The 24,586-nt window shown below is 72.6% G+C and carries 27 protein-coding genes; 14 read left to right on the top strand and 13 right to left on the bottom strand.

Annotated features, from left to right (window positions below):
• The first annotated feature begins 36 nt into the window (after positions 1 to 36).
• Positions 37 to 651, top strand: coding sequence for a 5-oxoprolinase subunit PxpB (pxpB, locus tag AC2H4J_RS03645; protein ID WP_487463462.1), 615 nt, complete (start codon positions 37 to 39; stop codon positions 649 to 651).
• Positions 652 to 1,506, top strand: coding sequence for a 5-oxoprolinase subunit C family protein (locus tag AC2H4J_RS03650; protein ID WP_487463463.1), 855 nt, complete (start codon positions 652 to 654; stop codon positions 1,504 to 1,506). It begins immediately after the preceding gene.
• Here the strand turns inward: AC2H4J_RS03650 and AC2H4J_RS03655 are convergent.
• From AC2H4J_RS03655 to glgA, 4 genes are all read right to left on the bottom strand, one after another.
• Positions 1,499 to 2,275 carry an ABC transporter ATP-binding protein gene (locus AC2H4J_RS03655; protein ID WP_487463464.1) on the bottom strand — a complete coding sequence of 259 codons (777 nt, stop codon included), beginning with the start codon at positions 2,273 to 2,275 and terminating at the stop codon, positions 1,499 to 1,501. The genes AC2H4J_RS03650 and AC2H4J_RS03655 overlap by 8 nt on opposite strands.
• Positions 2,272 to 3,351 (bottom strand): FecCD family ABC transporter permease, encoded by a 1,080-nt coding sequence (locus tag AC2H4J_RS03660; protein WP_487463465.1) that lies wholly within the window; start codon positions 3,349 to 3,351, stop codon positions 2,272 to 2,274. The genes AC2H4J_RS03655 and AC2H4J_RS03660 overlap by 4 nt, the downstream gene beginning before the upstream one ends.
• 10 nt (positions 3,352 to 3,361) lie before the next feature.
• On the bottom strand, positions 3,362 to 4,303 hold the full coding sequence (locus AC2H4J_RS03665) for an ABC transporter substrate-binding protein (RefSeq protein WP_487463466.1): 942 nt from the start codon (positions 4,301 to 4,303) through the stop codon (positions 3,362 to 3,364).
• Positions 4,304 to 4,534: 231 nt separating this feature from the next.
• Complete coding sequence (gene glgA, locus AC2H4J_RS03670; protein WP_487463467.1) at positions 4,535 to 5,707, bottom strand: glycogen synthase; 1,173 nt, start codon at positions 5,705 to 5,707, stop codon at positions 4,535 to 4,537.
• 73 nt (positions 5,708 to 5,780) lie between these two features.
• Between glgA and glgC the strand changes: the two genes are divergently transcribed.
• Positions 5,781 to 7,001, top strand: coding sequence for a glucose-1-phosphate adenylyltransferase (gene glgC / locus AC2H4J_RS03675; protein ID WP_487463468.1), 1,221 nt, complete (start codon positions 5,781 to 5,783; stop codon positions 6,999 to 7,001).
• Between the two features lie 92 nt (positions 7,002 to 7,093).
• Here glgC and AC2H4J_RS03680 read toward each other — a convergent pair whose 3' ends face one another.
• The gene (locus AC2H4J_RS03680) at positions 7,094 to 7,435 is read right to left on the bottom strand and encodes a type II toxin-antitoxin system PemK/MazF family toxin (RefSeq protein ID WP_487463469.1); all 342 of its coding nucleotides are present in this window, start codon (positions 7,433 to 7,435) and stop codon (positions 7,094 to 7,096) included.
• Positions 7,432 to 7,680: a hypothetical protein gene (locus AC2H4J_RS03685; protein WP_487463470.1), complete on the bottom strand. Its 249-nt coding sequence runs from the start codon at positions 7,678 to 7,680 to the stop codon at positions 7,432 to 7,434. The genes AC2H4J_RS03680 and AC2H4J_RS03685 overlap by 4 nt, the downstream gene beginning before the upstream one ends.
• Before the next feature lie 118 nt (positions 7,681 to 7,798).
• Here AC2H4J_RS03685 and AC2H4J_RS03690 point away from each other — a divergent pair, with 118 nt between their 5' ends.
• Complete coding sequence (locus AC2H4J_RS03690) at positions 7,799 to 11,005, top strand: RHS repeat-associated core domain-containing protein (protein WP_487463471.1); 3,207 nt, start codon at positions 7,799 to 7,801, stop codon at positions 11,003 to 11,005.
• A 601-nt stretch (positions 11,006 to 11,606) separates the two neighbouring features.
• Here AC2H4J_RS03690 and AC2H4J_RS03695 read toward each other — a convergent pair.
• Positions 11,607 to 12,266: an O-methyltransferase gene (locus tag AC2H4J_RS03695; RefSeq protein WP_487463472.1), complete on the bottom strand. Its 660-nt coding sequence runs from the start codon at positions 12,264 to 12,266 to the stop codon at positions 11,607 to 11,609.
• Between the two features lie 187 nt (positions 12,267 to 12,453).
• Here AC2H4J_RS03695 and sigE point away from each other — a divergent pair, with 187 nt between their 5' ends.
• The 4 genes from sigE to AC2H4J_RS03715 all read left to right on the top strand — a co-directional run bounded on the left by sigE (position 12,454) and on the right by AC2H4J_RS03715 (position 15,567).
• Positions 12,454 to 13,011 (top strand): RNA polymerase sigma factor SigE, encoded by a 558-nt coding sequence (gene sigE, locus AC2H4J_RS03700; protein ID WP_487463473.1) that lies wholly within the window; start codon positions 12,454 to 12,456, stop codon positions 13,009 to 13,011.
• Positions 13,008 to 13,586 (top strand): anti-sigma factor family protein, encoded by a 579-nt coding sequence (locus AC2H4J_RS03705; RefSeq protein WP_487463474.1) that lies wholly within the window; start codon positions 13,008 to 13,010, stop codon positions 13,584 to 13,586. Before sigE ends, AC2H4J_RS03705 begins: the two co-directional genes overlap by 4 nt.
• A 74-nt stretch (positions 13,587 to 13,660) precedes the next feature.
• The gene (locus AC2H4J_RS03710; protein WP_487463475.1) at positions 13,661 to 15,130 is read left to right on the top strand and encodes a S1C family serine protease; all 1,470 of its coding nucleotides are present in this window, start codon (positions 13,661 to 13,663) and stop codon (positions 15,128 to 15,130) included.
• A 92-nt stretch (positions 15,131 to 15,222) separates the two neighbouring features.
• Positions 15,223 to 15,567, top strand: coding sequence for a twin-arginine translocase TatA/TatE family subunit (locus AC2H4J_RS03715; RefSeq protein ID WP_487463476.1), 345 nt, complete (start codon positions 15,223 to 15,225; stop codon positions 15,565 to 15,567).
• Here the strand turns inward: AC2H4J_RS03715 and AC2H4J_RS03720 are convergent.
• The gene (locus AC2H4J_RS03720; protein ID WP_487463477.1) at positions 15,564 to 16,016 is read right to left on the bottom strand and encodes an SRPBCC family protein; all 453 of its coding nucleotides are present in this window, start codon (positions 16,014 to 16,016) and stop codon (positions 15,564 to 15,566) included. The genes AC2H4J_RS03715 and AC2H4J_RS03720 overlap by 4 nt on opposite strands.
• Before the next feature lie 70 nt (positions 16,017 to 16,086).
• Complete coding sequence (locus tag AC2H4J_RS03725) at positions 16,087 to 17,238, bottom strand: Mrp/NBP35 family ATP-binding protein (RefSeq protein WP_487463478.1); 1,152 nt, start codon at positions 17,236 to 17,238, stop codon at positions 16,087 to 16,089.
• Positions 17,239 to 17,458: 220 nt separating this feature from the next.
• Here AC2H4J_RS03725 and AC2H4J_RS03730 point away from each other — a divergent pair, with 220 nt between their 5' ends.
• Genes AC2H4J_RS03730 through AC2H4J_RS03740 form a run of 3 tightly spaced genes read left to right on the top strand, consistent with a single transcriptional unit; the run spans position 17,459 to position 18,880 of the window.
• Positions 17,459 to 17,821, top strand: coding sequence for a hypothetical protein (locus AC2H4J_RS03730; protein ID WP_487463479.1), 363 nt, complete (start codon positions 17,459 to 17,461; stop codon positions 17,819 to 17,821).
• A gap of 37 nt (positions 17,822 to 17,858) precedes the next feature.
• Complete coding sequence (locus tag AC2H4J_RS03735) at positions 17,859 to 18,569, top strand: AzlC family ABC transporter permease (RefSeq protein ID WP_487463480.1); 711 nt, start codon at positions 17,859 to 17,861, stop codon at positions 18,567 to 18,569.
• Complete coding sequence (locus AC2H4J_RS03740; RefSeq protein WP_487463481.1) at positions 18,566 to 18,880, top strand: AzlD domain-containing protein; 315 nt, start codon at positions 18,566 to 18,568, stop codon at positions 18,878 to 18,880. Before AC2H4J_RS03735 ends, AC2H4J_RS03740 begins: the two co-directional genes overlap by 4 nt.
• Here AC2H4J_RS03740 and AC2H4J_RS03745 read toward each other — a convergent pair.
• The 3 genes from AC2H4J_RS03745 to AC2H4J_RS03755 all read right to left on the bottom strand — a co-directional run bounded on the left by AC2H4J_RS03745 (position 18,877) and on the right by AC2H4J_RS03755 (position 21,203).
• A complete protein-coding gene (locus tag AC2H4J_RS03745) occupies positions 18,877 to 19,347 on the bottom strand; it encodes a methylated-DNA--[protein]-cysteine S-methyltransferase (protein WP_487463696.1) in 471 nt (156 codons plus the stop codon). The genes AC2H4J_RS03740 and AC2H4J_RS03745 overlap by 4 nt on opposite strands.
• A 70-nt stretch (positions 19,348 to 19,417) precedes the next feature.
• Positions 19,418 to 19,972, bottom strand: coding sequence for a DUF1003 domain-containing protein (locus tag AC2H4J_RS03750; protein WP_487463482.1), 555 nt, complete (start codon positions 19,970 to 19,972; stop codon positions 19,418 to 19,420).
• Entirely contained in the window at positions 19,965 to 21,203 is a 1,239-nt protein-coding gene (locus tag AC2H4J_RS03755; RefSeq protein ID WP_487463483.1) for a magnesium transporter MgtE N-terminal domain-containing protein, read from the bottom strand. Before AC2H4J_RS03755 ends, AC2H4J_RS03750 begins: the two co-directional genes overlap by 8 nt.
• A 25-nt stretch (positions 21,204 to 21,228) precedes the next feature.
• Here AC2H4J_RS03755 and AC2H4J_RS03760 point away from each other — a divergent pair, with 25 nt between their 5' ends.
• The 3 genes from AC2H4J_RS03760 to AC2H4J_RS03770 all read left to right on the top strand — a co-directional run bounded on the left by AC2H4J_RS03760 (position 21,229) and on the right by AC2H4J_RS03770 (position 24,086).
• A complete protein-coding gene (locus AC2H4J_RS03760) occupies positions 21,229 to 22,098 on the top strand; it encodes a PhzF family phenazine biosynthesis protein (protein WP_487463484.1) in 870 nt (289 codons plus the stop codon).
• The gene (locus AC2H4J_RS03765; RefSeq protein WP_487463485.1) at positions 22,095 to 23,021 is read left to right on the top strand and encodes a DMT family transporter; all 927 of its coding nucleotides are present in this window, start codon (positions 22,095 to 22,097) and stop codon (positions 23,019 to 23,021) included. The genes AC2H4J_RS03760 and AC2H4J_RS03765 overlap by 4 nt, the downstream gene beginning before the upstream one ends.
• Before the next feature lie 111 nt (positions 23,022 to 23,132).
• Positions 23,133 to 24,086, top strand: a complete 954-nt coding sequence (locus AC2H4J_RS03770) for an HpcH/HpaI aldolase/citrate lyase family protein (protein WP_487463486.1) — start codon at positions 23,133 to 23,135, stop codon at positions 24,084 to 24,086.
• A gap of 42 nt (positions 24,087 to 24,128) precedes the next feature.
• Here AC2H4J_RS03770 and AC2H4J_RS03775 read toward each other — a convergent pair whose 3' ends face one another.
• Positions 24,129 to 24,542, bottom strand: coding sequence for a DUF4190 domain-containing protein (locus tag AC2H4J_RS03775; RefSeq protein ID WP_487463487.1), 414 nt, complete (start codon positions 24,540 to 24,542; stop codon positions 24,129 to 24,131).
• Positions 24,543 to 24,586 lie beyond the last annotated feature (44 nt).

The raw sequence follows: 24,586 nt of genomic DNA on the forward strand, positions 1-24,586 counted from the left end.
TTGGTCAGACCGGCCGCCCGAGTCGATCATGGAGGCGTGACACCCACCGTGGTCCGCTACGGCGAGCGCGCGCTGCTCGTGGAGGTGGCCGACCTGGCCGCGGTGGCCGCCGTCCGGACGGCGCTGGAGCGCTCGCCGCTGCCCGGCCAGCGCGATCTCGTGCCGGCCGCCCGCACCGTGCTCGTCGTCCTCGACCGGGCGGTCACCGACCTGGATGTGGCGACCCTCCGCCGGCTCGACGCCGACGCCCCGGTGCCCGCGGAGCGGACGGCGGTCGTGGAGCTGCCCGTCGTCTTCGACGGCGCAGACCTGGGCGACGTCGCCGAGCTGACCGGCCGGGACGCGGACGACGTCGTCCGCACGCTGACCACCGTCGAGCTCACCGTCGCCTTCTGCGGCTTCGCGCCCGGCTTCGGCTACCTCACCGGGCTGCCCGAGGAGCTGCACGTGCCCCGCCGCGCGACCCCGCGCACCCGGGTGCCGGCCGGCTCGGTGGCGCTGGCCGGCCCGTACGCCGGCGTCTACCCGCAGGCCTCGCCGGGTGGCTGGCAGCTGGTGGGCCGCACGGACGCCGTCCTGTTCGACGTCGACCGCGACCCGCCGGCGCTGCTCTCGCCGGGCACCGCGGTGCGCTTCCGGGACGGAGGCTGAGTGCTCGCCGTCCTCGCGACCGGTCCGCTGACCACGGTGCAGGACCGTGGCCGCAGCGGGTTCGCCGCCATCGGGGTGCCGCGCTCGGGCGCCGCCGACGACGCAGCCGCCGGACTGGCCGGCCGGCTGGTCGGGAACGACCCGGCGGCCGCCGTCCTCGAGGTCACCGCGGGCGGCCTGCGGCTGCGTGCCGAGCGGACCCTGCTGGTCGCGGTCACGGGGGCCCCGGCGCCGGTGACGGTGCGCGGGCGGGCCGCGCCGTTCGGGGCGCCGCTCACCCTGCGGCCGGGGGCGGAGCTGGCCCTCGGTGCGCCGTCCCGCGGTCTGCGGACCTACCTGGCGGTGCGCGGCGGCATCGACGTCCCGCCGGTGCTCGGCTCGCGCAGCACCGACACCCTCTCCGGGCTCGGGCCGCCGCCCCTCGCGGTGGGCGACCGGCTGCCGGTGGGCAACCTGCGGGCGGAGGAGCCGATCGTCGACGTCGCGCCGGTGCGGGCGCCGTCGTCCGAACCCGTGCTGCGGGTGCTGCCGGGGCCGCGCCGTGACTGGCTGGCCGCCGAGGCCTGGACGGAGCTGACCACGCGGCAGTGGACGGTCACCGCCGACAGCAACCGGGTGGGCCTGCGGCTGGCCGGCCCGTTGCTGCCGCGAGCCCGGGACGACGAGCTGCCCAGCGAGGGGCTGGTGCCGGGTGCGCTGCAGGTGCCTCCGGACGGCGCCCCGGTGCTGTTCCTCGCGGACCACCCGGTGACCGGCGGTTATCCGGTGCTGGCGGTCGTGCTGACGGCCGACCTCCCCGCCGCCGCGCAGGTGCGCCCGGGCGACGTCCTGCGGTTCCGGCCGGCGGTCACCTGACCGGCATGACCGTCGGGCCGTCCGGTCCGGCGACGACCTCGGCGCGGGCGCCGTAGTGCGTGGCGAGCGCGGCCGGGGTGAGGACGTCGGCCGGCGGGCCCTCGGCGACCACACGCCCCTCCGACAGCAGCGCCAGCCGGTCGGCGTACTGGCCGGCGAGGGTGAGGTCGTGCAGCGTGCTGAGCACGGTGAGCCCGTCCTGCCGGCGCAGCCGGTCGACCAGGTCGAGCACCTGCTGGGCGTGGCCGAGGTCGAGCGCCGCCGTCGGCTCGTCGAGCAGCAGCACCCGCGGCTGCTGCGCCAGCGCGCGGGCCAGGACGGCACGCTGCTGCTCCCCGCCGGACAGGGTGGCCAGCGGCCGCTCGGCCAGCGGGCCGAGCCCGAGGCGGTCCATGACGTCGGCGACCACCTGCCGGTCGACCGCGCGCGGCGCCGAGAGCAGCGGCCGGTGCGGGGTGCGGCCGAGGGTGACGTACTCGCGGGTGGTGACGCCCTCGGGCAGCACCGGGGTCTGCGGGGCGTAGGCGAGGATGCGGGCGCGTTCCCGCCGGGGCACGCCGGAGGTCGGGACGCCGTCGACGCGCACCTGGCCCTCGTGTGGGTGGAGTCCGAGGATCGAGCGCAGCAGCGTCGACTTGCCCGAGCCGTTGGGGCCGATGATCGCCAGCCACCCGCCCGGCTCGACGGTGAGCCGCACGGACTCGACGACCCGGGTCCGCCCGTAGTCCGCGGACAGGCCGACGACCTCGACGCGTGCGCCCCCGCTCACCGGCGCCGCGCCCCGAACCACAGCAGGCCCCCGAAGAAGGGGGCGCCGACGAAGGCGGTGACGACGCCGATGGGCAGCTCCGCCGGTGCGAGCACGACGCGGGCGACGAGGTCGGCGAGCACCAGGAACGCGCCGCCGATCAGCAGCGAGACCGGGAGCACGCGGGCGTTCGAGCCACCGACGAACCGGCGCGCGATGTGCGGCACCACCAGGCCGACGAAACCGATCAGACCGCTGACCGCCACCGCCGAGGCGGTGGCCATCGACGCGGCGAGGATGACCAGCAGGCGCACCCGGCGGGGGTGGACGCCGAGACCGCTGGCCTCGTCGTCACCGACGGCCAGCACGTCGAGCGGCCGGCCGCAGAACAGCAGCACGAGGCAGGCGGGAACGAGGTAGGGGAGCACCAGGGCGACGTCGGACCACTGGGTGCGGCCGAGCTGGCCGAGCAGCCAGCCGTAGACCTGGCGCAGGTCGTCGGTGTTTTGCTGCTGCACGAGGGTCTGCCCGGCGGCCAGGAACGCGGCCACCGCCACGCCGGCCAGCAGCAGGGTGGCGCTGTGCGAGCCACCGGCCGCCGTCCCGAGGGCCAGCGCGCAGCCGACGCCGACCAGAGCGCCGACGAAGGCGGCCAGCGGCACGATCCCGAACGGGCCGAGCGTCGACGTGGGGGAGTAGGCGATGACGAGAGTGGCGCCGAGGCCGGCGCCCGCGGCGGCGCCGAGCAGGTAGGGATCGGCCAACGGGTTGCGGAAGACGCCCTGGTAGGCGCCGCCGGAGATGGCCAGGCCGGCGCCCACGAGTGCGGCGAGGACGACGCGGGGCAGCCGGAGCTGCAGGAGCACGGCCTCCTGGGTGGGTCCCAGGCCGCCGGTCAGATGGACGCCGGGCAGGCGGTCGAGCAGGGTGACGACGACGGCGCCGGGCGGCAGGGGGAGGGCCCCGACCCAGACGCCGGCCAGCAGCGCGGCGACCAGGGCGAGAGCCGCCCCGGCGAGCACCGGACCGGGCCGGCGGCGCCTGCGCGGCGCCACCGGCTCGGTCTGCGGGCGGGTGCCGCCCGCCGTCGTCGTCACGGTGCCTCGTTCAGCCCTTGAGCTCGGCGGCGACGGACTCGGCGAAATCGGCGACCCGCGGTCCCCAGCGGGAGGCGATGTCGTCGTCCACGGCGAGGACCTTGCCGTTCTTGACGGCCGGCACGGTGTCGAAGGCCGGGCGCTGGGCGAGGGTCTCGGCGGTCTGGTCGCAGCACTTGGTGTCGGCGAGCACGATCAGGTCGGGCGCCTGGCCGACGATGTACTCCGCCGAGAGCTGCGGGTAGCCGCCGGCGGGGTCGGGGGCGCCGTCGGCGATGTTCGTCAGGCCGAACATGGCGTAGATGCCGCCGATGAAGGTGCTGCTCGCCGCGCTGTAGAAGGTCGGATCGAGCTCGTGGTAGACCTTCTCGCCCTTGGCGTCGGCCGGCACGGAGGCGACGGCCGCCTTGATGCGCTTCTGCATGTCGGCGACGACGGCGTCGGCCTTGTCGGCGTGCCCGGTGGCCTGACCCAGGGTGTCGATCTGCCGGTAGGTGTCGTCGAGCGTCTTCGCGCCGCCGAGCAGCAGCGTGGGCACCTTAAGCGCGGCGAGCGCGGCGACGATGCCGTTCATGTCGTCGCTGAGCACGACCAGGTCGGGGTCGTACTTCGCGATGGCCTCGGCGTTGGGCGTGAAGGCCGACAGGTCGGTGGTCGGCACGTCCTTCGGGTAGTTGGACGTGCTGTCGACGGCCTTGACCTGGTCGCCGGCGTCGATCGCGAACAGCATCTCGGTGGCGGTGGCCGACATCGAGACGATGTGCTCCGGCTCCGCGTCGAGGGTCACCTTGCCGTTGTCGCCGGTGACGGTGACCGGGAAGGCGCTGCCCGACGAACTGCTCGCCGCTGCCTTGTCGCCGGAGGAGGAGCCGCCGCAGGCCGTGAGGGCCAGGAGCAGCGAGAGCAGCAGCGCCAGGAAGGGCAGCCGCTGCGTTCGGGTGGTGCGGGGCACGGGAATGCCTCTCTGAGGAGGCGGAAGACATCGCCCACTGAGCCGGCGAGGACGCCGCTCCATGCGCGACCCTTACCGCGAGGGTCGGTGACATGACGGAAGGGCAGGCGATCTGGCTCGGGCCTTCGAGTGGCCTTCACAGTTGCGGGACAGCGCCGGGTTCTCGCCGGACTTCGCTGCCGCTCCGTCACCGGCCCCGGGGGCCGGCGCGAGGAAAATACCAGGGGGCGGTCAGGCCCGGGCGGCGAGCACCCGCGAGTAGACCTCGACGGTCTGCTGGGCGATGGCCGGCCAGCCGAACTCGGCGAGCACCCGCTCGCGGCCGGCGGCGCCCATCGCGGACGCGCGACGGGGGTCGGCGGCGAGCTCGGCGATGCGTGCGGCCAGGCCGGCCTCGAACGCGGCGGGATCGGCCGGGTCGTAGTGCACCAGCAGTCCGGTACGGCCGTCGTCGACGACCTCCGGGATGCCGCCGACGTCGCTGGCGACCACGGCGGTGCCGCAGGCGGCGGCCTCGAGGTTGACGATGCCGAGCGGCTCGTAGACCGAGGGGACGACGAAGACCGTGGCCGCGGTGATCAGCGGGACGAGCTGCTCGCGGGGCAGCATCGCCTCGATCCAGACGACGCCGCCCCGGCGCTGCTGGAGCTCGGCCACGGCGTCGGCGACCTGCTGGCGCTCGGCGGGGGTGTCGGGGGCGCCGGCGCAGAGCACCAGGCCGACGTCCGGCGGCAGTTGGTCGGCGGCGGCGAGCAGGTGCATGACGCCCTTCTGCCGGGTGATCCGCCCGACGAAGAGGGCGTAGGGCCTTTCCAGGTCGACGCCCAGGTCGCGGACGACGTCCGGCGCGTCGGTCGGGCGGTAGGCGTCGGCGTCGACCCCGTTGCCGACGACGAGCACGCGATCGGGGTCGAGGTCGGGGTAGGCGTCGAGGACGTCGGTGCGCATGCCGTGGCTGACCGCGATGACCGCGTCGGCGGCGAGGTACGCCGTCCGTTCGACCCACGAGGAGAGCCGGTAGCCGCCGCCGAGCTGGTCGGCCTTCCACGGCCGGCGCGGCTCGAGGGAGTGGGCCGTGACGACGTGCGGGACGCCGTGCACCAGCGAGGCGAGCAACCCGGCCGCGTTGGCGTACCAGGTGTGGCTGTGCACGAGGTCGGTGCCGGCGAGCGCCGCGGCGATCTCGACGTCGACGCCGACCGCCTGCAGCGCCCCGTTGGCGCCCTGCAGGTTCGCCGGCACGGCGTGGCCGACGGCGTCGGCGCGTTCGGCGCCGAAGCAGTGGACGTCGATGTCGGGACCGCCGGGCAGCGAGCGCATCGCGGCCACCAGGTGCTCGACGTGCACCCCCGCGCCGCCGTAGACGTCCGGCGGCCACTCCCGCGTCACGATTCCGATGCGCACGAGGTCACCCTAGGGGGCGGAACCGCGCGCGCAGGACGGGCGAGTGCTCGCTCCACCAGCTACGTTGCGGAACATGCGTGGCGGTCCTCGGGTGCTCGGCATCGTGCTCGCGGGCGGTGCGGGGAAGCGGCTGGCCCCCCTCACCGACGACCGGGCCAAGCCGGCGGTGCCGTTCGGCGGCAACTACCGGCTGATCGACTTCGTGCTGTCCAACCTGGTGAACGCCGAGATCCGGCAGATCGCCGTCCTGACCCAGTACAAGAGCCACAGCCTCGACCGGCACATCACCCAGACCTGGCGGATGTCGCAGCTGCTGGGCAACTACGTGACGCCGGTGCCGGCGCAGCAGCGGCTCGGCCCGCGCTGGTACACCGGCAGCGCCGACGCCATCTTCCAGAGCCTCAACCTGGTCTACGACGAGCGGCCCGAGATCGTCGTGGTCTTCGGTGCCGACCACGTGTACCGGATGGACGTCGGTCAGATGGTCGACCAGCACATGCAGACCGGCGCGGGCGTGACCATCGCCGGGCTGCGCGTGCCGCGCAAGGATGCGACCGAGTTCGGCGTCATCGACTCCGACGCCGAGGGCAAGGTGCGCGGCTTCCTGGAGAAGCCGGCCAACCCGCCAGGCCTGCCCGACTCGCCGGAGGAGAGCTTCGCCTCGATGGGGAACTACGTGTTCACCACCGACGCGCTGCTCGATGCGCTGCGCACCGACGCCGCCGACGAGTCCTCGGTTCACGACATGGGGGGCTCGATCATGCCGATGCTCGCGGAGGCGGGTGCGGCGTGGGTCTACGACTTCTCGACCAACGTCGTCCCGGGCGCCACCGAGCGCGACCACGGGTACTGGCGCGACGTCGGGACGATCGACGCCTACTACGACGCGCACATGGACCTCGTGTCGGTCACCCCGGTGTTCAACCTCTACAACGACCGCTGGCCGATCTTCACGCTGCCGCCGCAGCTGCCGCCGGCGAAGTTCGTGCTGGGTGGCCGCGCCGAGGAGTCGATGGTCAGCGCCGGCGCGATCATCGGTGGCGGCTCGGTGCACAACTGCGTCGTCTCACCGGGGGTGCGGGTGGAGCGGGGAGCCCGCGTCGAGGACAGCGTGCTCATGGACGGCGTCTACATCGGCGAGGGCGCGTACGTGCGCCGGGCGATCCTCGACAAGAACACCGTGGTGCCGCCGTGGGCGCGGATCGGGGTCGACCACGCGGCCGACAAGGAGCGGTACCACGTGAGCGAGGGCGGCGTGGTCGTGCTGGGCAAGGGCGCCCGCGCAATCGTCTGAGTTCACGCCCGTTGTGCGCTCAGCGGGGTGATCGCTGGGGGGTCATCACCCCGCTCTCCGCACAATTGCGCGCCTGGGGTGATCCGGGCTCGTCAGAAGGCCAGTACGCGGCGTAGTCCGCGATCCACCTCCCGCATCACCGACAGCGGAACCGTTCCGGTCCGTTCTCGGAGGTCATCCTTGTCGAGCGTGACGATCGCAGTCACGTTGACGACCGAGTCGCGGGGGAGTCCGGTCGCGGCGGCCGGGAGGAACGTGTTCCCCGGCATGGCCGCAAGCGCGGTGTTCGAGGTGACGACGGCGGCGAGCACGGTCGAGAGCCGGCTGGCGTTGTAGGTGTCGGCCTGGATGACGAGCACGGGGCGTCGTTTGGCCGGCCGGCTCCCCACGGCCGGACCGAGGTCGGCCCAGTAGATGCCTCCGCGTTCGATCACCAGTCGTCGTCGGGTCCGTCGAGGGTCCGCCGTCCCGCGTCGACGGCGTCCTTGGATGACTCTTCCGGGTGTGCCGACTTCTCCAGGGCCAGGTCGATCTGGCGGGTCGTCGACTCGTCGTCCAGTTCGTCGAGGTAGTGCCGGGCGGCCGTAGCAAAGAACTCCGAGCGGCTCATACCCAGTTCGGCCGCGCGCTTGGAGGCCCGGTCGAAGGTGTCGTCGGGCAGCGAGATCGCCGTCTTCATACGCCGAGTATGACCCGGTATAACCCAGGTGTCGAGTCAGAGGCGTGGCGCGGCAGCAACAGGTCGTCCGAAGACCCGATCGCAGGTGAGATCCGGGCTCTCGCGGGATGACCCAGCAGTGGACGGCGCTGATCGAAACCTGCCGCGAGCGCTGGTCAAGCTTGCCGCTGACCTGCACGAAGAGGCAGCGACCGCGATCTACGGGCCGGAGGACGTGCCGTCGGTGACAACGGCCAATGCCACGACGCCGGGCAAGGACGGCTACAAGCCGGCGACGATCCACTACCTGGACGCGTCGGGTCGTGAGGTGAACACCGCGACGCCGTCGGGTCCGGACGCGCCGTCGGCGGGGTTCATCGACACGGCCGAGTACGACCAGTACGGCAACGTCGTCCGCTCCCTGGACGCGACGAACCGGCTGCTGGCGCTGGGGCAGCTGCCGTCGGCGGCGGCGGACCTGGCCGCGCTGAGCCTGACGCAGGCGGGCACGGCGACGCGCGCGGTGGCGCTCTCGTCGGAGTCGACCTACGGCCTCGAGGGGCTGGACCTGCTGCGCAGCCGGGGACCACTGTTGCGGCTGGCGTTGGGCAACGATCCGAACAACGTGCAGCTGGTCCACGACGTGACCACGTACGCCTACGACGAGGGCAAGCCGGACGGCGTGGCCTATCACCTGGTCACTACCCAGACCGAGGCGTTGCTGGTGGCTGGGTCCGTGCCGGAGCAGTTGGTGGACGTGGGCGTCACGGTGAACCGGTACAACCCGATCGACGGTGCCTCACCGATCGGTCCGACATCGGGCTGGAAGGTCGGCCAGCCGACCGAGGTCGTGGTGGATGCCGGCGCGGGTGGTGCCGCGCTGACGGCCCGGGTCCGGTACGACGAGCAGGGTCGCGTGGTCGAGTCCCGTAAGGCCGGTTCGACCGGGTCGGACGCCGGTACCGGTCGGTCGGTCTACTACACGGCGGGCGCGAACAGCGAGCGCGCCGAGTGCGGCAACAAGCCTGCCTACGCAGGCTTGGCGTGCATGAACTACGTCGCCGGAGCGGCGACCGGTCTGGACACCGGCCGGATGGCGTCCAACCTGCCGGTGAAGACGATCACCGGCTACAACCGGTACGGGTCGATCGCCGCGGTGACCGAGTCGGCCACCGGGCCGGTGGCGGGCGCGACCGTCACTCAGTCGCGGACGACGACGACGGCCTACGACACTGCTGACCGCGTCACGTCGGTGACCATCAGCGGGACCGGCACCGGGACGGCGGCCGTGGCGTTGGGCCAGACGGTGTCGACGTATGACCCGGTGTCGGGGGATGTGACCCGAGTGGAGTCGCGGGACCCGGTCACCGATGCCGTGGTGTCGGCGACGGAGAAGACGTTCGACCAGCTGGGTCGGATGACCCGGTACGACGACGGCGTCGGCGGGGTCACGACCAGCGTCTTCGACCAGTTCGGCAAGCCGACGACGGTGTCGGACAGCCTGGGGACGTCGACGTCGTTCACCTATGACCGGTCGGTGGAGCCGCGCGGGTTCGCGACGTCGGTGACGGACTCGGTGGGCGGCACGCTGTCGGCGACGTACGGGCCGGACGGGCAGCTGCTGACCCAGTCGCTGCCCGGCGGGGTGGCGCTGGGGGTGTCCTACGACGCGAACCGCAACCCGGTCTCGCGGACCTACACCCGTGCCGGTGACGGTCAGGTGATCTCGTCGTCGGTGGTGGTGGAGAACGGGTCGGGGCAGTGGATCACCCACACCACCGCGGCGTCGTCGAAGCGGTACTCCTATGACCGGATCGGCCGGCTCACCGACGTCTCGGACACGACGGCCGGGGTCGGGTTGTGCACCGCCCGGCGGTACGCGTTCAACGACCGGGCCGAGCGGACGTCGCTGACGACGGCGGTGTCGGGCACCTCGACGTGCGCGGACCCCGGCAATCCGGGGTCGGCGGCGGTGTCGGCGACCGGCTACGCCTACGACTCCGCTGACCGGCTGGTGTCGGACACAGCCACGGGCGCCGGCGCCTGGACCTACGACCCGCTGGGGCGGATCACCACGGCACCGGGACGCGGCTCCCCGGGCGCCTCGGTGACGAACACGTTCTACGCGAATGATCTGGTGGCGTCGCAGACGATCGCCGGGGTCGCTCGGCAGTCGTGGACGCTGGACGCGCTGCAGCGATTCTCCTCCTACACCAACGACGCGTGGGTGGTCGGCGGGACCGGGCAGCCGGGCTGGCAGCAGGCGGTCACCAAGGTCAATCACTACGACTCCGATTCCGATTCGCCGGCGTGGATCACCGAGGACGCGTCGCTGCCGGACGAGGTGACCCGCTACGTCGACGGGCTGGACGGCAACCTCGCGGTGCAGACCGGCAAGACCGGTGCCCGGGTGCTGCAGCTGGTGGACCTGCACGGCGACGTGATGACCACCGTCCCGATCCGGGACGGGGAGTCCACGGCGGACTGGACGGCGCTGCGCCACCAGACCGCCGACGAGTACGGCAACCCGACCGACCTGACCACCGGCACGGTGCGGGCCTCGACCGGGCAGACGCCGGGACGCGACGGCCGGTACGGCTGGCTGGGCGGCAAGCAGCGCTCCGCCGACGCCCTGGCCGGCGTGATCCTCATGGGCGTCCGGCTGTACGACCCGGGCACCGGCCGGTTCTGGTCGGTCGACCCCGAACCAGGCGGCAACGCCACCGCCTACGACTACTGCTCGGCCGATCCGGTCAACTGCACCGACCTCGACGGGCGCTGGGGCTGGCTGGACAAGGTCGTCAAGACCGTCAAGAAGGCCGCCAAGGTCATCGCACCGCTCGCTGAGCTAGCGTCGATGATCCCAGGTCCGATCGGTGCCGCCGCTGCAGGTGTTTCCGCGGTGGCCTACGCCGTATCCGGGAATAAGTCCAAGGCCCTTCAGGTAGCGGTTGGTATAGCGCTGGCCGCGGTCGGGGCCGGCGCCGCCATCGCTGTAGCGAAGACTGCCGGCGCGGCCCTGAAAGCGGGGAGAGGCGTGCGCCTCTTCCGAAGCGTGGGCCCCGATGAGCTCGCGGATATCCGCAAGACCGGTAATTTCCGGTCTGGCAATGGATCGATGGAGGATAAGTGGTTTGCCACCACTAAGAAGCACGCGCAGGAATGGGGTGCGAAGTTAAAAAATCCACCCGGCAGTAAGATTGTAAGTACCCGAATCTCCCGGACTGCTTTGGCAAAGTTGGAAAGTAGGCAAAAACTCGACGGTATTGGCCCCGCCTATGCCGTCGGCCGCTCGCAGTTGGGTTGGTTCAACAAAATCCGTTCCCGAATCCGGATCCATAGGTAGGAGATTGTCCATGCGAGTAAGAGTCCACCTCCTGAGGGCCGAAGACGGTGGACGTCTGGGGCCGACGTCCACTCGTTATCGTCCCCAACTGCACATTGGCCAGATGTTGAGTAGCGGCGAACGCGTCGAGTGGGATTGCGAGTGGTTGCTGATGCGTCCCCTTCACCCTGGAGAGGATGCAGAGGTGGATATTCGCTTGACTTCGCTGCCCTCATCGGTACTGCAAAAATCGGAAGTTCTTCACTTCTACGAGGGACCCCGCTTGGTTGCGACCGGAACAATTTTGAGGATCTAACGGGCCGAGCCGTGCGAAGTTGGCGGGCTACATAGTGCTGGACAAGCTCCGGGCCGGGTTATTTTAAGGCGACACTCCATAGGCGCCGACGGCAATGCTGGAACATCTCGTCCGGCGTCTCTCAAAGACGGTCTGAGTACGACTTTGTGAGATCTCGGTTGCGTCGAACGCCTCTGTGCCGCACGTCCCTGTTCCACATTCCTGCCCTAGCCGTTAGTAACCGTGGGTGCGGTTGCGCGCATCAGCACAAGTTCTGCCTGACTCCCAGACCTGCGTGGAGGAGTGGTGTATTAACTGGGCGGTTGTTCAGGCGCGCTTGGTCGCAACCAGGAGTCCGTCACCGATGGGGAGGACGGCGGATAGCAGGGTCTCGTCGTCCCGGATCATGTGGCTGATCTGGCGCCAGGCCACCGTCTGCGGATCGCGGACCGTTCGCTCAGCGACGCGCATCCCCTCGAGCAACCCGTGGCAGACGAGCATGCCGCCCACGCGCACCAGGTCGAGCAGGCCGGCGAGGTGCTCGGAGTACTCCCGCGGCGGGCCGGCGCACACGACCATGTCGTAGGCGCCGGGCGAGAGTCGGGGCAGCACCTCGGCCGGCGTCCCGAAGATCATCCGCGCCCGGCCGGCGGCGAGACCCGCCTCGGTGAACGCCTTCTTGGCGGCGCGCAGTTGCTCCGGGTCGCCGTCCAGGGCCGTCAGGACGCCGTCCGGACGCATGCCCTGCATCAGCCACAGCCCGGCCAGGCCGCCACCACTGCCGATCGACACCACGGATCGGGCGCCCACGGTCGAGGCCAGCACCGCGAGCGTCGCGCCGACCGCGGGCTCCACCGGCGGCGGCCCCGACAGGTGGAAGGCGCGCTCGCGAGCGGCGACCATCTCCGGCGTCTCGACGGCGAACCGGTCGGCGTAGGCGGCACCCTCGGCGGTCGCGCCTCCAGGCGGATGCTGGGCGCTCGTCACTGGGGTGAGGGTAGTGGTCGGGGCGGACGTCGTCGGAAAGCTGTGTATTTGCTGCGAACAGCTGGGCCCGGGAACAGGGGGACGGCACTCGTCCGTTGGTCGTGGCGTGCGCCTGAAGCGAGCCGCGTCCCCTGTCCCCGCTGAGTCCGGGGAGGTTTCTGTCGGTCCCGTCTGCGATCCTGAGGTCGTGTCCGACACCGCCGCGCGTCCCGAGGCCGAGGCCTGGGTCGCCCCGACGTGGGAGCAGGTCGTCCGTGACCACTCCGCGCGGGTCTACCGGCTCGCCTACCGCCTGTCGGGCAACGCGCAGGACGCCGAGGACCTCACGCAGGAGACCTTCGTCCGGGTGTTCCGCTCGCTGGCCAGCTTCTCGCCCGGCACCTTCGAGGGCTGGCTGCACCGCATCACCACCAACCTCTTCCTCGACATGGTCCGCCGCCGGCAGCGGATCCGCTTCGACGCGCTACCCGAGGACACCGAGCGCCTGCCCGGCACGGCGCCCAGCCCCGAGCAGGTCTACGCCGACACCCACCTCGACCCGCAGATCCAGGCCGCCCTCGACGCGCTCTCCCCGGAGTTCCGCGTCGCCGTCGTCCTCTGCGACATCGAGGGCCTGACCTACGAGGAGATCGCGGCGACCCTCGGCATCAAGCTCGGCACCGTGCGCAGCCGCATCCACCGCGGCCGCGTGCAGCTGCGCGAGGCCCTGGCCCACCTCGCCCCCCGGGCGCCGGTGATGCCATGAGCATCCCCGAGAGCCACCTCGCCCAGGAGGCCATCGCCGCCCTCGTCGACGGCGAGCTGACCGCCGGCCCGGCCCACCGCGCCGCGCGGCACCTCGCCGGGTGTCTGCAGTGCCGCATGGCGGTACAGGCCCAGCGCGAGGCCAAGGAGGCGCTGCACGAGAGTGCGGACGTCGACCTGCCCCGCGACCTGATGTCGCGGCTGTGCGCCATCCCGTTCACCACCGACGTCCCGGGCTCGGGCGGCGGCGGCACCATGACCGCAGGCCCGGGTGAGCTCACCGTCGCGGGCACCTCGGGGGCCTGGTCCTTCGACCTGCACCCGCACCGCCGCCGGCACACCGACGACTCCACTGGCCGCTGGCTGCGCCGCGGTTTTGTCGGCACGCTCGTCGGTCTCGGCGTCGGAGTGACCGCACTGGCCCTCAACCTGCCGTCCGCGCCCGTACCCCAGCCGCAGGCGCCGGTCGCCGGCCCGACGTCCACCCAGCAGCACACCGGCGTCGTGCCGCCGGTCGTCCGCACGATCACCGTCGGCACCACCACGGCCCTGCTGCATCCGGGCGGGACCCCCTGACCACGCCCGACGGCACGGGACGGCACTCCGCCGCCGAGGGCGACGAGGTCTTCGCCCGACCGGCCGACGGCATCGTGGACGACGCGCCCGTCCGGCTGAGCCCGCGGCCGGTCACCGGCCCGCGCCCCAGCCCCGGTCAGGAGGCGGCGTTCGGGCGCCCCGAGGCCGTCGACGGTTCGTTCGCGGGCAACCGGCCCACCCCGCCGACGCGCCCGGTCCCGCCGCCGCCCGCCGAGGCGCTGCTGCGCGCCTTCGGCCCGCCCGCCATCGGTCAGCGCGGCCTGCAGGACCCGCCCACGGGACGGCCCGGCCGCCGCAACACCTCCTCCGGGCCGTGGTGGAAGCCCGACGCCCGCAGCGATCCGTGGCGCGACCCCTACGCCCCCGCTGGCCTCGGCGCGCCGGCCGTCTACGACGAGGACGCCCAGGCGGGCCCGATCGTCGTCGACGCCAGGGGGCGCAAGAAGCTCCGGCTGCGCGACCTGTCGATCCGCCTGACCGTCCTCGGCCTGCTCGCCGTGCTGCTGGTCGGGGCGATCGGCGGCGGGGTCGGCTGGTTCCTCACCCGGAAGACCAGCGAGACCCCGCTGCTCGCCCCCGGCACGCAACTGTCGAAGGTCGAGCCGGGCGTCACCCGCAAACCCGGCTCGGTGTCCGACATCGCGGAGAGCGTCACGCCCGCCGTCGTGTCCATCGAGGTCCGGGTCGGACAGGCCGGCGCCACCGGGTCCGGCGTCGTCATCGACGGCAAGAACGGCTACATCGTCACCAACAACCACGTCGTCTCCGGCGCCGACGGCGTCCAGGGCGCCGAGATCCGGGCGGTCTTCTCCGACGGCAGCGGCTCGGCCGCCCGCATCGTCGGCCGCGACCCGGCCAGCGACGTCGCCGTCGTCAAGGTCGAGAAGCCCGGCCTGCTCACCGCATCGCTGGGCAGCTCGAAGGACGTCGTGGTCGGCGACCCGGTCGTCGCGATCGGCTCGCCGCTCGGCCTGGCCGGCACGGTCACGAGCGGCATCGTCAGCGCCCTCGACCGGCCGGTGCGGCTGGCCGGTGAGGGCAGCGACACCAACGCCGTCATCAGCGCCATCCAGACCGACGCCCCGATCAACCCGGGCAACTCCGGCGGCGCGCTGGTCGACGCCTCCGGCGCGGTCATCGGCATCAACACCGCGATCGCCTCCACCGGCGGCGGGTCGATCGGCCTCGGGTTCGCCATCCCGATCGACCGGGTGCGCGACATCGCCCAGCAGCTCATCTCCACCGGCTCGGCCGTGCACGCGACGCTTGGGGTGGCCACGCGGTCGGTCACCGACGGCACCCGCGACGGGGCGTTCGTGCTCAACGTGGAGCCGGGCAGCGCCGGGGCGGACGCCGGCATCCGCGAGGAGGACATCGTCATCGCCGTCGACGGCGAGCCGGTGGGCAGTTCCGAGGAGCTCACCGTCGCGATCGACGCCCACGCGCCCGGCGACACGGTCACCGTCGAGGTCGTGCGCGGCGGTGGGTCGACCGAGCTGAAGGCGACGCTCGACAAGGCCTGAGAGAGGACCCCGTCCTCCCCGCCCTTCGCAGGCTCAGAGCGGCCCCTGGACGGGGCCGCCTACGCTTATCCCACTGAGGAGGGAGTGGCCGCGTGTTCGACTCGATCGGCTGGGGCGAGATCATCGTCCTGGGTCTCGCCGCGCTCTTCATCTTCGGCCCCGAGCGCCTGCCCACCCTGGCCAAGGACGCCGCCGCCGGCCTCAAGCGGGTGCGCGAGGCGATCACCGGCGTCCGCGAGCAGATGAACGACTCGCTGGGCGACGACTTCGCGGAGTTGCGCGACCTCGACCTGCGCAAGTACCACCCGAAGACGTTCATCCGCAGCCAGCTCCTGGGTGACGACGACGGTCCGGTGTCGTCGCCCGTGGTCTCGGCGCCCGCACCCCGGCCGCGCGACCGGGCCACGCCGCCCCCGTTCGACCCCGACGCGACCTAGCGCGCGTCGGCCTCGGCGGCCTGCTTCAGCCGCGCCAGCGTCTCGGTGATGCCCTGCTGGTTCCGCTCCGGGAACTTCGCCCAGCGCACGACCGCGTCGGTGACCGGATCGGCGCGGGACATGTCGAACGTCTCGGTCACCGTCGTCCCGCCGTCCGCCGTGGGCGTCAGCTCGTAGCGCCAACGGTTCGCGGTGAAGTGCCGCCAGGCGATGAGGCGGTTCGGCTCGAACTCCACGACCCGGTTCACGATCACGTACGGGACGCCGAACAGCTTCATGCGGACGACGAAGCTGTCGCCTTTCGCGGTGATGCGATCCGGCCCGCGCAGCACCGACTGCACCGAGCCCGAGCCGTCGATCCGGCTGTGCTGGCGCGGCGCTGCGAGGATCGCGAACACCACGCCGGGCGGCGCCTTGATCCTGATGCTGTCGGAGACCTGATCACTCATCCCGCGACCGTATGCGGCCGTCCCGGACGGCGCCCTGCGACGGTTAGTGCACTAACCGTCGCAGGGGCCCTCAGCGGCGGACGGGCGTGAGGCCCAGCGACATCCCGGACAGGCCGCGCTGGCGGGTGGCCAGGCCGTCGGCAATCTTCTCCAGCGCCTGTGCGGCCGGGGAGTCCGGCTCGGCCAGCACGATCGGGGCGCCGGCGTCACCGGCCTCGCGCAGCCGGGTGTCCAGCGGGATCTGGCCGAGCAGCGGCACGCGGGCGCCGAGGGTCTTGGTGAGCGCGTCGGACACCGCCTCGCCGCCGCCGGAGCCGAACAGGTCCATCCGGGAGCCGTCGGGCAGGTCCAGCCACGACATGTTCTCGACCACGCCGACCACCTGCTGGTGGGTCTGCGTGGCGATCGCACCGGCGCGCTCGGCCACCTCGGCGGCGGCGAGCTGCGGCGTCGTCACCACGAGGATCTCGGCGTTCGGCACCAGCTGGGCCACGGAGATCGCGACGTCACCGGTGCCGGGCGGGAGGTCCATGAGCAGGACGTCGAGGTCTCCCCACCACACGTCGGCGAGGAACTGCTGCAGCGCGCGGTGCAGCATCGGCCCGCGCCAGACCACCGGGGTGTTGCCGGGGGTGAACATGCCGATCGAGATGACCTTCACGCCGTAGGCCTGCGGCGGCATGATCATGTTGTCGACCTGGGTCGGCTTGTCCTCGACGCCCAGCATGCGGGGCACGGAGTGGCCGTAGATGTCGGCGTCGACGACGCCCACCGACAGCCCACGCTTGGCCAGCGATGCGGCGAGGTTGACCGTGACCGACGACTTGCCGACCCCGCCCTTGCCCGACGCGACCGCGTAGACGCGGGTCAGGGAACCGGGCTGCGCGAAGGGGATCACCGGGTCGGCGGCGTCGGTGCCTCGCACGGTCTTGCGGAGCTCGGCGCGCTGCTCGTCGCTCATCACGTCGAGCTCGACCTGCACCGAGGTCACGCCCGGGACGGCGGACACCGCGGTGGTGACGCGGTTGGTGATCGTCTCGCGCATCGGGCACCCGGCGACGGTCAGGTAGACCTCGACCCGGACGGCGCCGTCGCCGCCGATCTGCACATCCTTGACCATGCCCAGCTCGGTGAGCGGGCGGTTGATCTCGGGATCCTGGACGGTGGCCAGAGCGGCGGTGACGGCGTCGAGCGCCGGCGTGCCGGTCAGCGTGTCGGTCATCGGTGCGTGACTCTCCTTCGACGGAAGACCCTGATCCGGCGGTCGGCCTGAGGACGGCGACCTGCACGATCGGGTCGCCTGCCACTGTACGGCGGACGATTCGGGGTGCCTTCGGCCCACGGTTCCTGAGGCCCTCAGACGCGCGGATCCCCTCGGGGCAGCCGGACACTGCCCGGTCGACCGATGTCCGGGCGCAGGCCTCAGGGCGAGTGTCGCCGTCATGACGACGACCGCGCTCGACACCGGCACCACCCCCGCCACCGACGCACTCCGCGTCCTGCTCGACGACGTCCTCCTGTCCGTGACCGCCGACGACGCCGACCGCTACGCCGGAGGCACGCCGGCGGGGCAGGCGCTGCGCTCCCTGGCCGCGCTGGCCCGGCAAGCGGCCAGCGCGCTGACCGCGCAATCCGCGGGCACGCTCGACGGCGCACCCGGCAGCGCGGTGCAGCAGCAGTTCACGGACGCTGCCCGCCTGCTGGGCGAGGCAGCCGATGCCGCGCACGGGGAGTCCTGGCGGATCGCCGACCTGCTGGTGCGGGCCGAGCGGGTGCAGGCTCGGCTGGCGGCGAGCGGAGGGTGACGCGGTGGGCGGCCCTGGGGTCGCTAGCCTCGCGGGAGTGTCGTCCCCCGAGCGGTCCGCGATGCTGCGCGACGCCATCGGGCTGGGCGTGGCGGTCGGCCTCTACGGCGCCGCGTTCGGTGCCGCCGCCGACGCCGCCGGGCTGAACCTCTGGCAGGCGATGAGCCTGTCGGCGCTGATGTTCACCGGCGCCTCGCAGTTCGCCTTCGTGGGCGTGCTCGGCGCGGGGGGGAGCGCGCTGGCCGCCGTCGGCAGCGCCCTTCTGCTCGGTACCCGGAACACGGTCTACGGCGTCCGGCTGGTGCCGCTGCTCCAGCCGCGGGGCGTCCGCCGGGTCGGCCTGGCGCACTGGGTCATCGACGAGACGACGGCGATGGCGCTTGCGGCCCCGAACCGCGCGCTGGGGCGGCTCGCCTTCCTTGCCACGGGGGCGGCGATCTACCTGATGTGGAACGCGATGACCGTCGTCGGCGCGCTGGGCGCTGCCGCGCTCGGCGGCACGGCGCGGGCCGCGCTGGACGCGATCGTCCCCGCCGCGTTCCTGGCCCTGCTCTGGCCGCGCCTGCGCAGGACGTTCCCCGAGGCGGCGACCCAGCGGCGGGTGGCGCTGGGCGGTGCGGTGGTCGCGCTGGCGCTGACGCCGGTCGTGCCCGCCGGCGTACAGGTGATCGCGGCGGTGGTGGCCGTGGCGCTGGCCGGACGGCCGCGGGCCACCGAACGGCCGACGGCGGCGGAGGAGATGGCGTGAGCGGCACCGTGCTGTGGGTGGCCGTGCTCGGCGCCGCCTTGGGGAGCTACCTGCTCAAGCTCGCCGGGCTGTCGGTGCCGGCGGCGTGGGTGGAGCAGCCCTGGGTCGCCCGGATCGTCGACTTCGTCCCGGCCGCGCTGCTGGGCGCCCTCGTCGCGGTGCAGGTGGCGACGAGCGGGCGGGACCTGGTCGTCGACGGCCGGCTGGTCGGGCTCGCTGTCGCCGCTCTGGCACTGGCGCTGCGGGCGCCGTTCATCGTCGTCCTCCTGCTGGCCGGGGCCGCGGGAGCGCTCGTGCACGTGCTGGCTTAGAACAACCGCTCCTCGCGGTGCTCGAGGTCGAGAAGGAAGCGCTTGCGATCGAGGCCGCCGCCGAAGCCGACCAGGCTGCCGTCGGCTCCGACCACCCGATGACAGGGAACGACGACCGGCAGCGGGTTGCGCCCGCACGCGGTGCCGACAGCCTGCGCGAGGGTGCGGTCGCCGAGGTCGCCAGCGAGGTCGCCGTAGGAGCGGGTGACGCCGTACGGAATGTCGGCTATCAGCTTCCACACCGCCAGCTGCAGCGGATTGCCGGTCGCGCGGATCTTCAGGTCGAACGAAGTCCGGCTGCCGGCGAAGTACTCGTCCAGCTGGGTGCGGACGTCGGTGAACGCCGCGTCGTCGCGCGGGCCGAGGTCGTCGACGTCCGTCGGTGCCATCCAGAGCCCGACCAGGACGCCGTCCGCCCGCACCGCGGTCAGCGAGCCGATCGGTGAGGGGATCACCGAATGCGTCATGGACACGGGGAGGACGCTAACGCCGGGCAGCGACACTTCCGCGCTCGTCGAGTGTCGGTTTGGTGTCGTCTCAGGCGGTCGGAGGGGACGACAACCCGACACTCGTGGGCGGCTCGGCCGACCGGTCGCGCTTCTTCTTGTCCTTCTTGCGGTCCTCACCGTCGGCGGCCGGCGGCGTCAGCCGGCCCAGCTGGTCGCGGATGAAGTCGCGGGTGGCCAGCTCGCCGACGGAGATGCGCAGCGCGGCCAGTTCCCGGGCCAGGTACTCGGTGTCGGCGCGGATCGACGCCGCGCGCGCCCGGTCCTCCTCGGACTGCACGCGGTCGCGGTCCGCCTGGCGGTTCTGCGCCAGCAGGATCAGCGGGGCGGCGTACGCGGCCTGCGTCGAGAACGCCAGGTTCAGCAGGATGAACGGGTAGGGGTCCCACCGCAGGTGCACCGCGGCGACGTTCAGCGCGATCCAGACGACCACGATGATCGTCTGGACGGCGAGGAACCGGCCGGTGCCGAGGAAGCGGGCGATGCCCTCCGCGAACTGACCCACGGCGTCCGGGTTGAGCCGCAGGAAGCCGCCGAAGCTGCGGGTCCGGCTGCGCGGGACGTCGAGCCGCTGGCTGTCAGCCACGACGGGCCCGCTCGCGCCAGTCGTCGGGCAGCAGGTGGTCGAGGACGTCGTCGACGCTGACCGCGCCGACCAGCCGGCCCTGGGCGTCGACCACCGGGGCCGCGACCAGGTTGTACGTGGCGAAGTAGCGGGTCACCTCGGCCAGCGGGGCCTCGGGGCGCAGCGGCTCCAGGTCGTCGAGCACGCCACTCACCAGCGACGACGGCGGCTCGCGCAGCAGCCGCTGGAAGTGCGCGAGCCCCAGGTAGCGGCCGGTGGGCGTGGCCGACGGCGGCCGGCACACGTAGACCTGACTGGCCAGGGACGGCGTCAGCTCCGGCTCGCGCACCCGCGCCAGCGCCTCGGCGATCGTCGCGTCGGGGGAGAGGATGACCGGCTCGCTGGTCATCATGCCGCCGGCGGTGTCCTCCGAGTACTTGAGCAGCTGGCGCACCGGCTCGGCCTCGTCGGGCTCCATGAGCTCCAGCAGCCGGTTGCGGTCGACGTTGGAGAACTCGGCGAGCACGTCGGCGGCGTCGTCGGGGTCCATCGCCTCCAGGACGTCGGCGGCGCGGCGCTCGTCGAGCGTGCCGAGGATGACCACCTGGTCGGGCTCGGGGAGCTCGCCGAGGACGTCGGCCAGCCGATCGTCGTCCAGCGCCTCGGCGACCTCGTGCCGCCGCTTGACCGGCAGCTCCTGCAGCTGGTGGGCGAGGTCCGCGGCGTTGAGCTCGCGGTAGGTGGCCAGCAGCGTCTCGGTGCCCTGGCCCGACTGCGGCAGCGCGAGCCCCTGCACCTCGTCCCACCCCAGCTGGTGCTGCTGTCCCCGGCGGCCCAGGCGGCCGGGCTCCTGGACGGCGAGCTTCGACAGCACCCAGTCGCCGGTGCGGGTCTGCTCCATTCCGGCGTCGACGACGTGGGCGGGGCGGCCGGACTCGTTGATCCGCACCGAGCGGTCCAGCAGCTCGCCGAGCACCAGGGTCTCGCCGGCGCGCTGCTCGAACCGCTTCAGGTTGATCGTTCCCGACGCCAGCATCACCGCGCCCGCCTCGATCGCGGTCACCCGGCCCATCGGCACGAATATCCGGCGCCGGGCGACGACCTCCACGACCAGGCCCAGCACGCGCGGCGCGGCCGTGTCGACCCGCAGTGCCACGACGACGTCGCGGACCTTGCCGACGCGGTCGCCGTTGGGGTCGAAGACGGTCAGTCCGGCCAGTCTGGAGACATAAGCCCGGGTCACCGTCGTCACGACCCGGAAGGCTACCGTCGGCGCCGTGGCAGGCCCGGGGATGCTGGAGTACGAGATCGTCGACGTGTTCGCCCCCCGCGCCTACGCCGGCAACCCGCTCGCCGTCGTGTTCGACACCGACGCCCTGTCGGCCGAGCAGTGCCAGGCGCTGGCGAACGAGTTCCACCTGTCCGAGACGTCGTTCCTCAGCGCCCCCACCGAGGCCGGCGCCGACTACCGGGTGCGGATCTTCACGCCGTACGCCGAGCTGCCGTTCGCCGGCCATCCGAGCGTCGGTGCGGCGCACACGCTCGTGCGCACCGGCCGGCTGCCGGCCGGCACGGTGCGCCAGGAGTGCGGCGTCGGCGTGCTCGACCTCGTGGTGGACGACGGCGGCGCGACCCTGACCGGAGGCAGCCCCAGCCTCGGCGTAGAACGGGCACCCGAGGCGCTGGCCTCGGCGATGGGGCTGTCGCCGGACGACGTGGCCGGTGTGCCCGCCCACCTGGCCGGCTGCGGCCTGCCCTTCACCTACCTCGCCGTGCGGCCGGGCGCGGTCGACCGCGCCGTGCCGGACAAGGCGGCGCTCGACGGGCTCGGCGTCGGCGAGGGCGTCTCCGTCCTCTCCTGGGACGCCGACAGCTCCAGCGCCTACGCCCGCGTGTTCGCCGGTGACCTGCACTGGGACGAGGACCCGGCCACCGGATCGGCAGCGCTCGGCACCGGCGTGTGGCTCGTCGCCACCGGGCTGCTCGGCGCCGACGGCACGTCGTCCTACGTCGTGCGTCAGGGCGAGAAGCTGGGTCGTCCGTCGGTGCTCACCTGCACGGTGACGGCGACCGGTGGGACGGCGCGGTCGGCGACCGTGCAGGGCGCCGTCGTGCCCATCGCGTCGGGCCGCATCCGCATCCCGTGAACGACACAGCCGCCCCGGCCGCATGGGCGCTGTACCGGCCCGGCGGCCGCGACCTCGCGATCATGGCCGTCGCCGTCGTCGGCATCTCGCTGTCGGGCCCGCTGACCGCGCTGGTCCTCGCGCCCGCGCTGGCCATCGCCTTCTGGCGCAACGCCGCCGGCGCGGCCGCCATGCTGCCGGTCCTGCTCACCCGCGAGCGGGGCGCGCTGAAGGGGCTGCGCCGACGCGACCTGAACAGCTCGCTGGTCGCGGGGCTGTTCCTGGCCGCCCACTTCGCCGCCTGGCTGCCCAGCCTGAACATGACCAGCGTCGCCGCCTCGATCGCGCTGGTCACCACCACCCCGGTGTGGACGACGCTCATCGCCCGGCTGTCGGGCGTCCGGCTGCCCCGGGTCGTGTGGTGGGGGCTGCTGCTGGCCGTGTTCGGGGCTGCGCTGATCGCCGGTGTCGACGTCACGGTGAGCCGCGAGGCGGTGCAGGGCGACGGCCTGGCGCTGCTCGGCGCGGTCGCCGCCGGCGGCTACGTGCTGGCCGGGGCCCGGGCGCGGGAGCGGCTGTCGACGTCCGCCTACGCCGTCGTCTGCTATTCGACGTGCGCCGTCGTCCTCGCCATTGCCGCGCTCCTCGTGGGGGTGCCCTTGGGTGGGTTCAGCGCGAAGGACTGGTGGCTGATCGCGGCGATCACGTTCGTCGCGCAGTTGCTGGGCCACACGCTGTTCAACCTGGTGGTGCCGCGGGTCGGCCCCACGATCGTCAGCCTCGCGATCCTGCTCGAGGTGCCGGGGTCGCTGATCGTCGCGCTGATCCTGCTGCACCAGGCGCCGCCGCTGCTCGCGCTGCCCGGCATGGCGGCCGTCGTCGTCGGCGTGACGCTGGTGGTGCGGGCCAGCCGGCCGACGACCCTGGTCGAACCGGGTACCTGAGGGGTTGATCACTTCGCGGGGCGGCCGGTCCGCGGCGTCGCTACTCTCCGGTAGCTGAGACGTCCCCCCACCGAAGCTGTGCAGTCACCCACCCCACCCGCCGGAGGCACCGTGGCCGAGCTCCGATCCCGTCGTTCCAACCTCGCCGTCCCGGGCAGCAACCCCCGGTTCCTGGAGAAGGCCAAGGGCCTCCCGACCGACCAGGTCTTCCTCGACCTGGAGGACGCGTGCGCGCCGCTGGCCAAGCCCGGCGCCCGCAAGAACATCGTCGCCGCGCTCAACGAGGGCGGCTGGGGCGACAAGATCCGCACCGTGCGGGTCAACGACTGGACGACGGAGTGGACGTTCACCGACGTGCTCGAGGTCGTCGGCGGCGCGGGCGCCGAACTGGACTGCATCATGCTGCCGAAGGTCGCCGACGCCGCGCAGGTGAAGGCGCTGGACATGCTGCTGACCCAGATCGAGAAGGCCAACGGCTTCGAGGTCGGCCGGATCGGCATCGAGGCGCAGATCGAGACGGCGCAGGGCCTGATCAACGTCAACGACATCGCGTTCGCCAGCCCGCGGATCGAGACGATCATCTTCGGGCCGGCCGACTTCATGGCGAGCATCAACATGAAGTCGCTGGTGGTGGGCGCCCTGCACCCCGACTACGCGGGCGACCCGTTCCACTACATCCTCATGCAGATCCTGATGGCCGCCCGCGCCCGCGGCGTGCAGGCGATCGACGGCCCGTTCCTGCAGGTGCGCGACGTGGAGGCCTTCAAGGAGGTCGCCAAGCGGTCCGCCGTCCTCGGCTTCGACGGCAAGTGGGTGCTGCACCCGGGCCAGGTCGACGCCGCGAACGAGATCTACTCGCCGTCCCAGGAGGACTACGACCACGCCGAGCTGATCCTCGACGCCTACGACTGGGCGACGTCGGAGGCCGGTGGCAAGAAGGGCTCGGCGATGCTCGGCGACGAGATGATCGACGAGGCCAGCCGGAAGATGGCCCTGGTCATCGCCGGCAAGGGACGCGCGGCCGGCATGGAGCGGACGTCGTCCTTCACGCCGCCAGAAGAGTGACGACGACGGCCGCTCGGAGCGATCTGGGCGGCCGTCGACGCGTCAGGGGCCGAACGAGCCGTTGGCCAGCGCCACGAACGCGATGATCCAGAAGACGATCAGCAGCACGAAGATCGCGGTGAAGATGCCGCCGACGATGACGCCCGCGAGGGCCAGCCCCTCGCCCTGCTCACCGGTCTGCTTGATCTGCTTGCGGGCGATGATCCCGAGGATCAGCCCGGCCGGGGCGAACACGAAGGCCAGCACCAGCGCCAGGATCGCCATTGTGTTGGTCGGCGCCCCGTAGGCCGGCGGGTAACCCGGGGGAGGCCCGTATCCGGGCGGTCCGTACGCGGGCTGGCCGTACGCGGGCTGGCCGTAGGCCGGCTGCGGGGGGTAGCCGGGCGGCGGTCCGTACCCCGACGGCGGAGGCGCCTGTGGGTCGCCCCGGTACAGGTTCTCGTCACTCGTACTCATGGGGTCCTCTCGCCTCCGGCTGTCACCGATCAGGGGTACTCCAC

The organism is Blastococcus sp. OS1-29 (genome assembly GCF_057628075.1).

Bases quoted from the DNA above. Each gene is read 5' to 3' on its own strand.
- glgC (WP_487463468.1), top strand. From the start codon at position 5,781: ATGCGTGGCGGTCCTCGGGTGCTCGGCATCGTGCTCGCGGGCGGTGCG.
- AC2H4J_RS03705 (WP_487463474.1), top strand. From the start codon at position 13,008: ATGAGCATCCCCGAGAGCCACCTCGCCCAGGAGGCCATCGCCGCCCTC.
- AC2H4J_RS03730 (WP_487463479.1), top strand. From the start codon at position 17,459: ATGACGACGACCGCGCTCGACACCGGCACCACCCCCGCCACCGACGCA.
- AC2H4J_RS03725 (WP_487463478.1), bottom strand. From the start codon at position 17,238: ATGACCGACACGCTGACCGGCACGCCGGCGCTCGACGCCGTCACCGCC.
- AC2H4J_RS03745 (WP_487463696.1), bottom strand. From the start codon at position 19,347: ATGACGCATTCGGTGATCCCCTCACCGATCGGCTCGCTGACCGCGGTG.
- AC2H4J_RS03720 (WP_487463477.1), bottom strand. From the start codon at position 16,016: ATGAGTGATCAGGTCTCCGACAGCATCAGGATCAAGGCGCCGCCCGGC.
- AC2H4J_RS03685 (WP_487463470.1), bottom strand. From the start codon at position 7,680: ATGAAGACGGCGATCTCGCTGCCCGACGACACCTTCGACCGGGCCTCC.
- AC2H4J_RS03775 (WP_487463487.1), bottom strand. From the start codon at position 24,542: ATGAGTACGAGTGACGAGAACCTGTACCGGGGCGACCCACAGGCGCCT.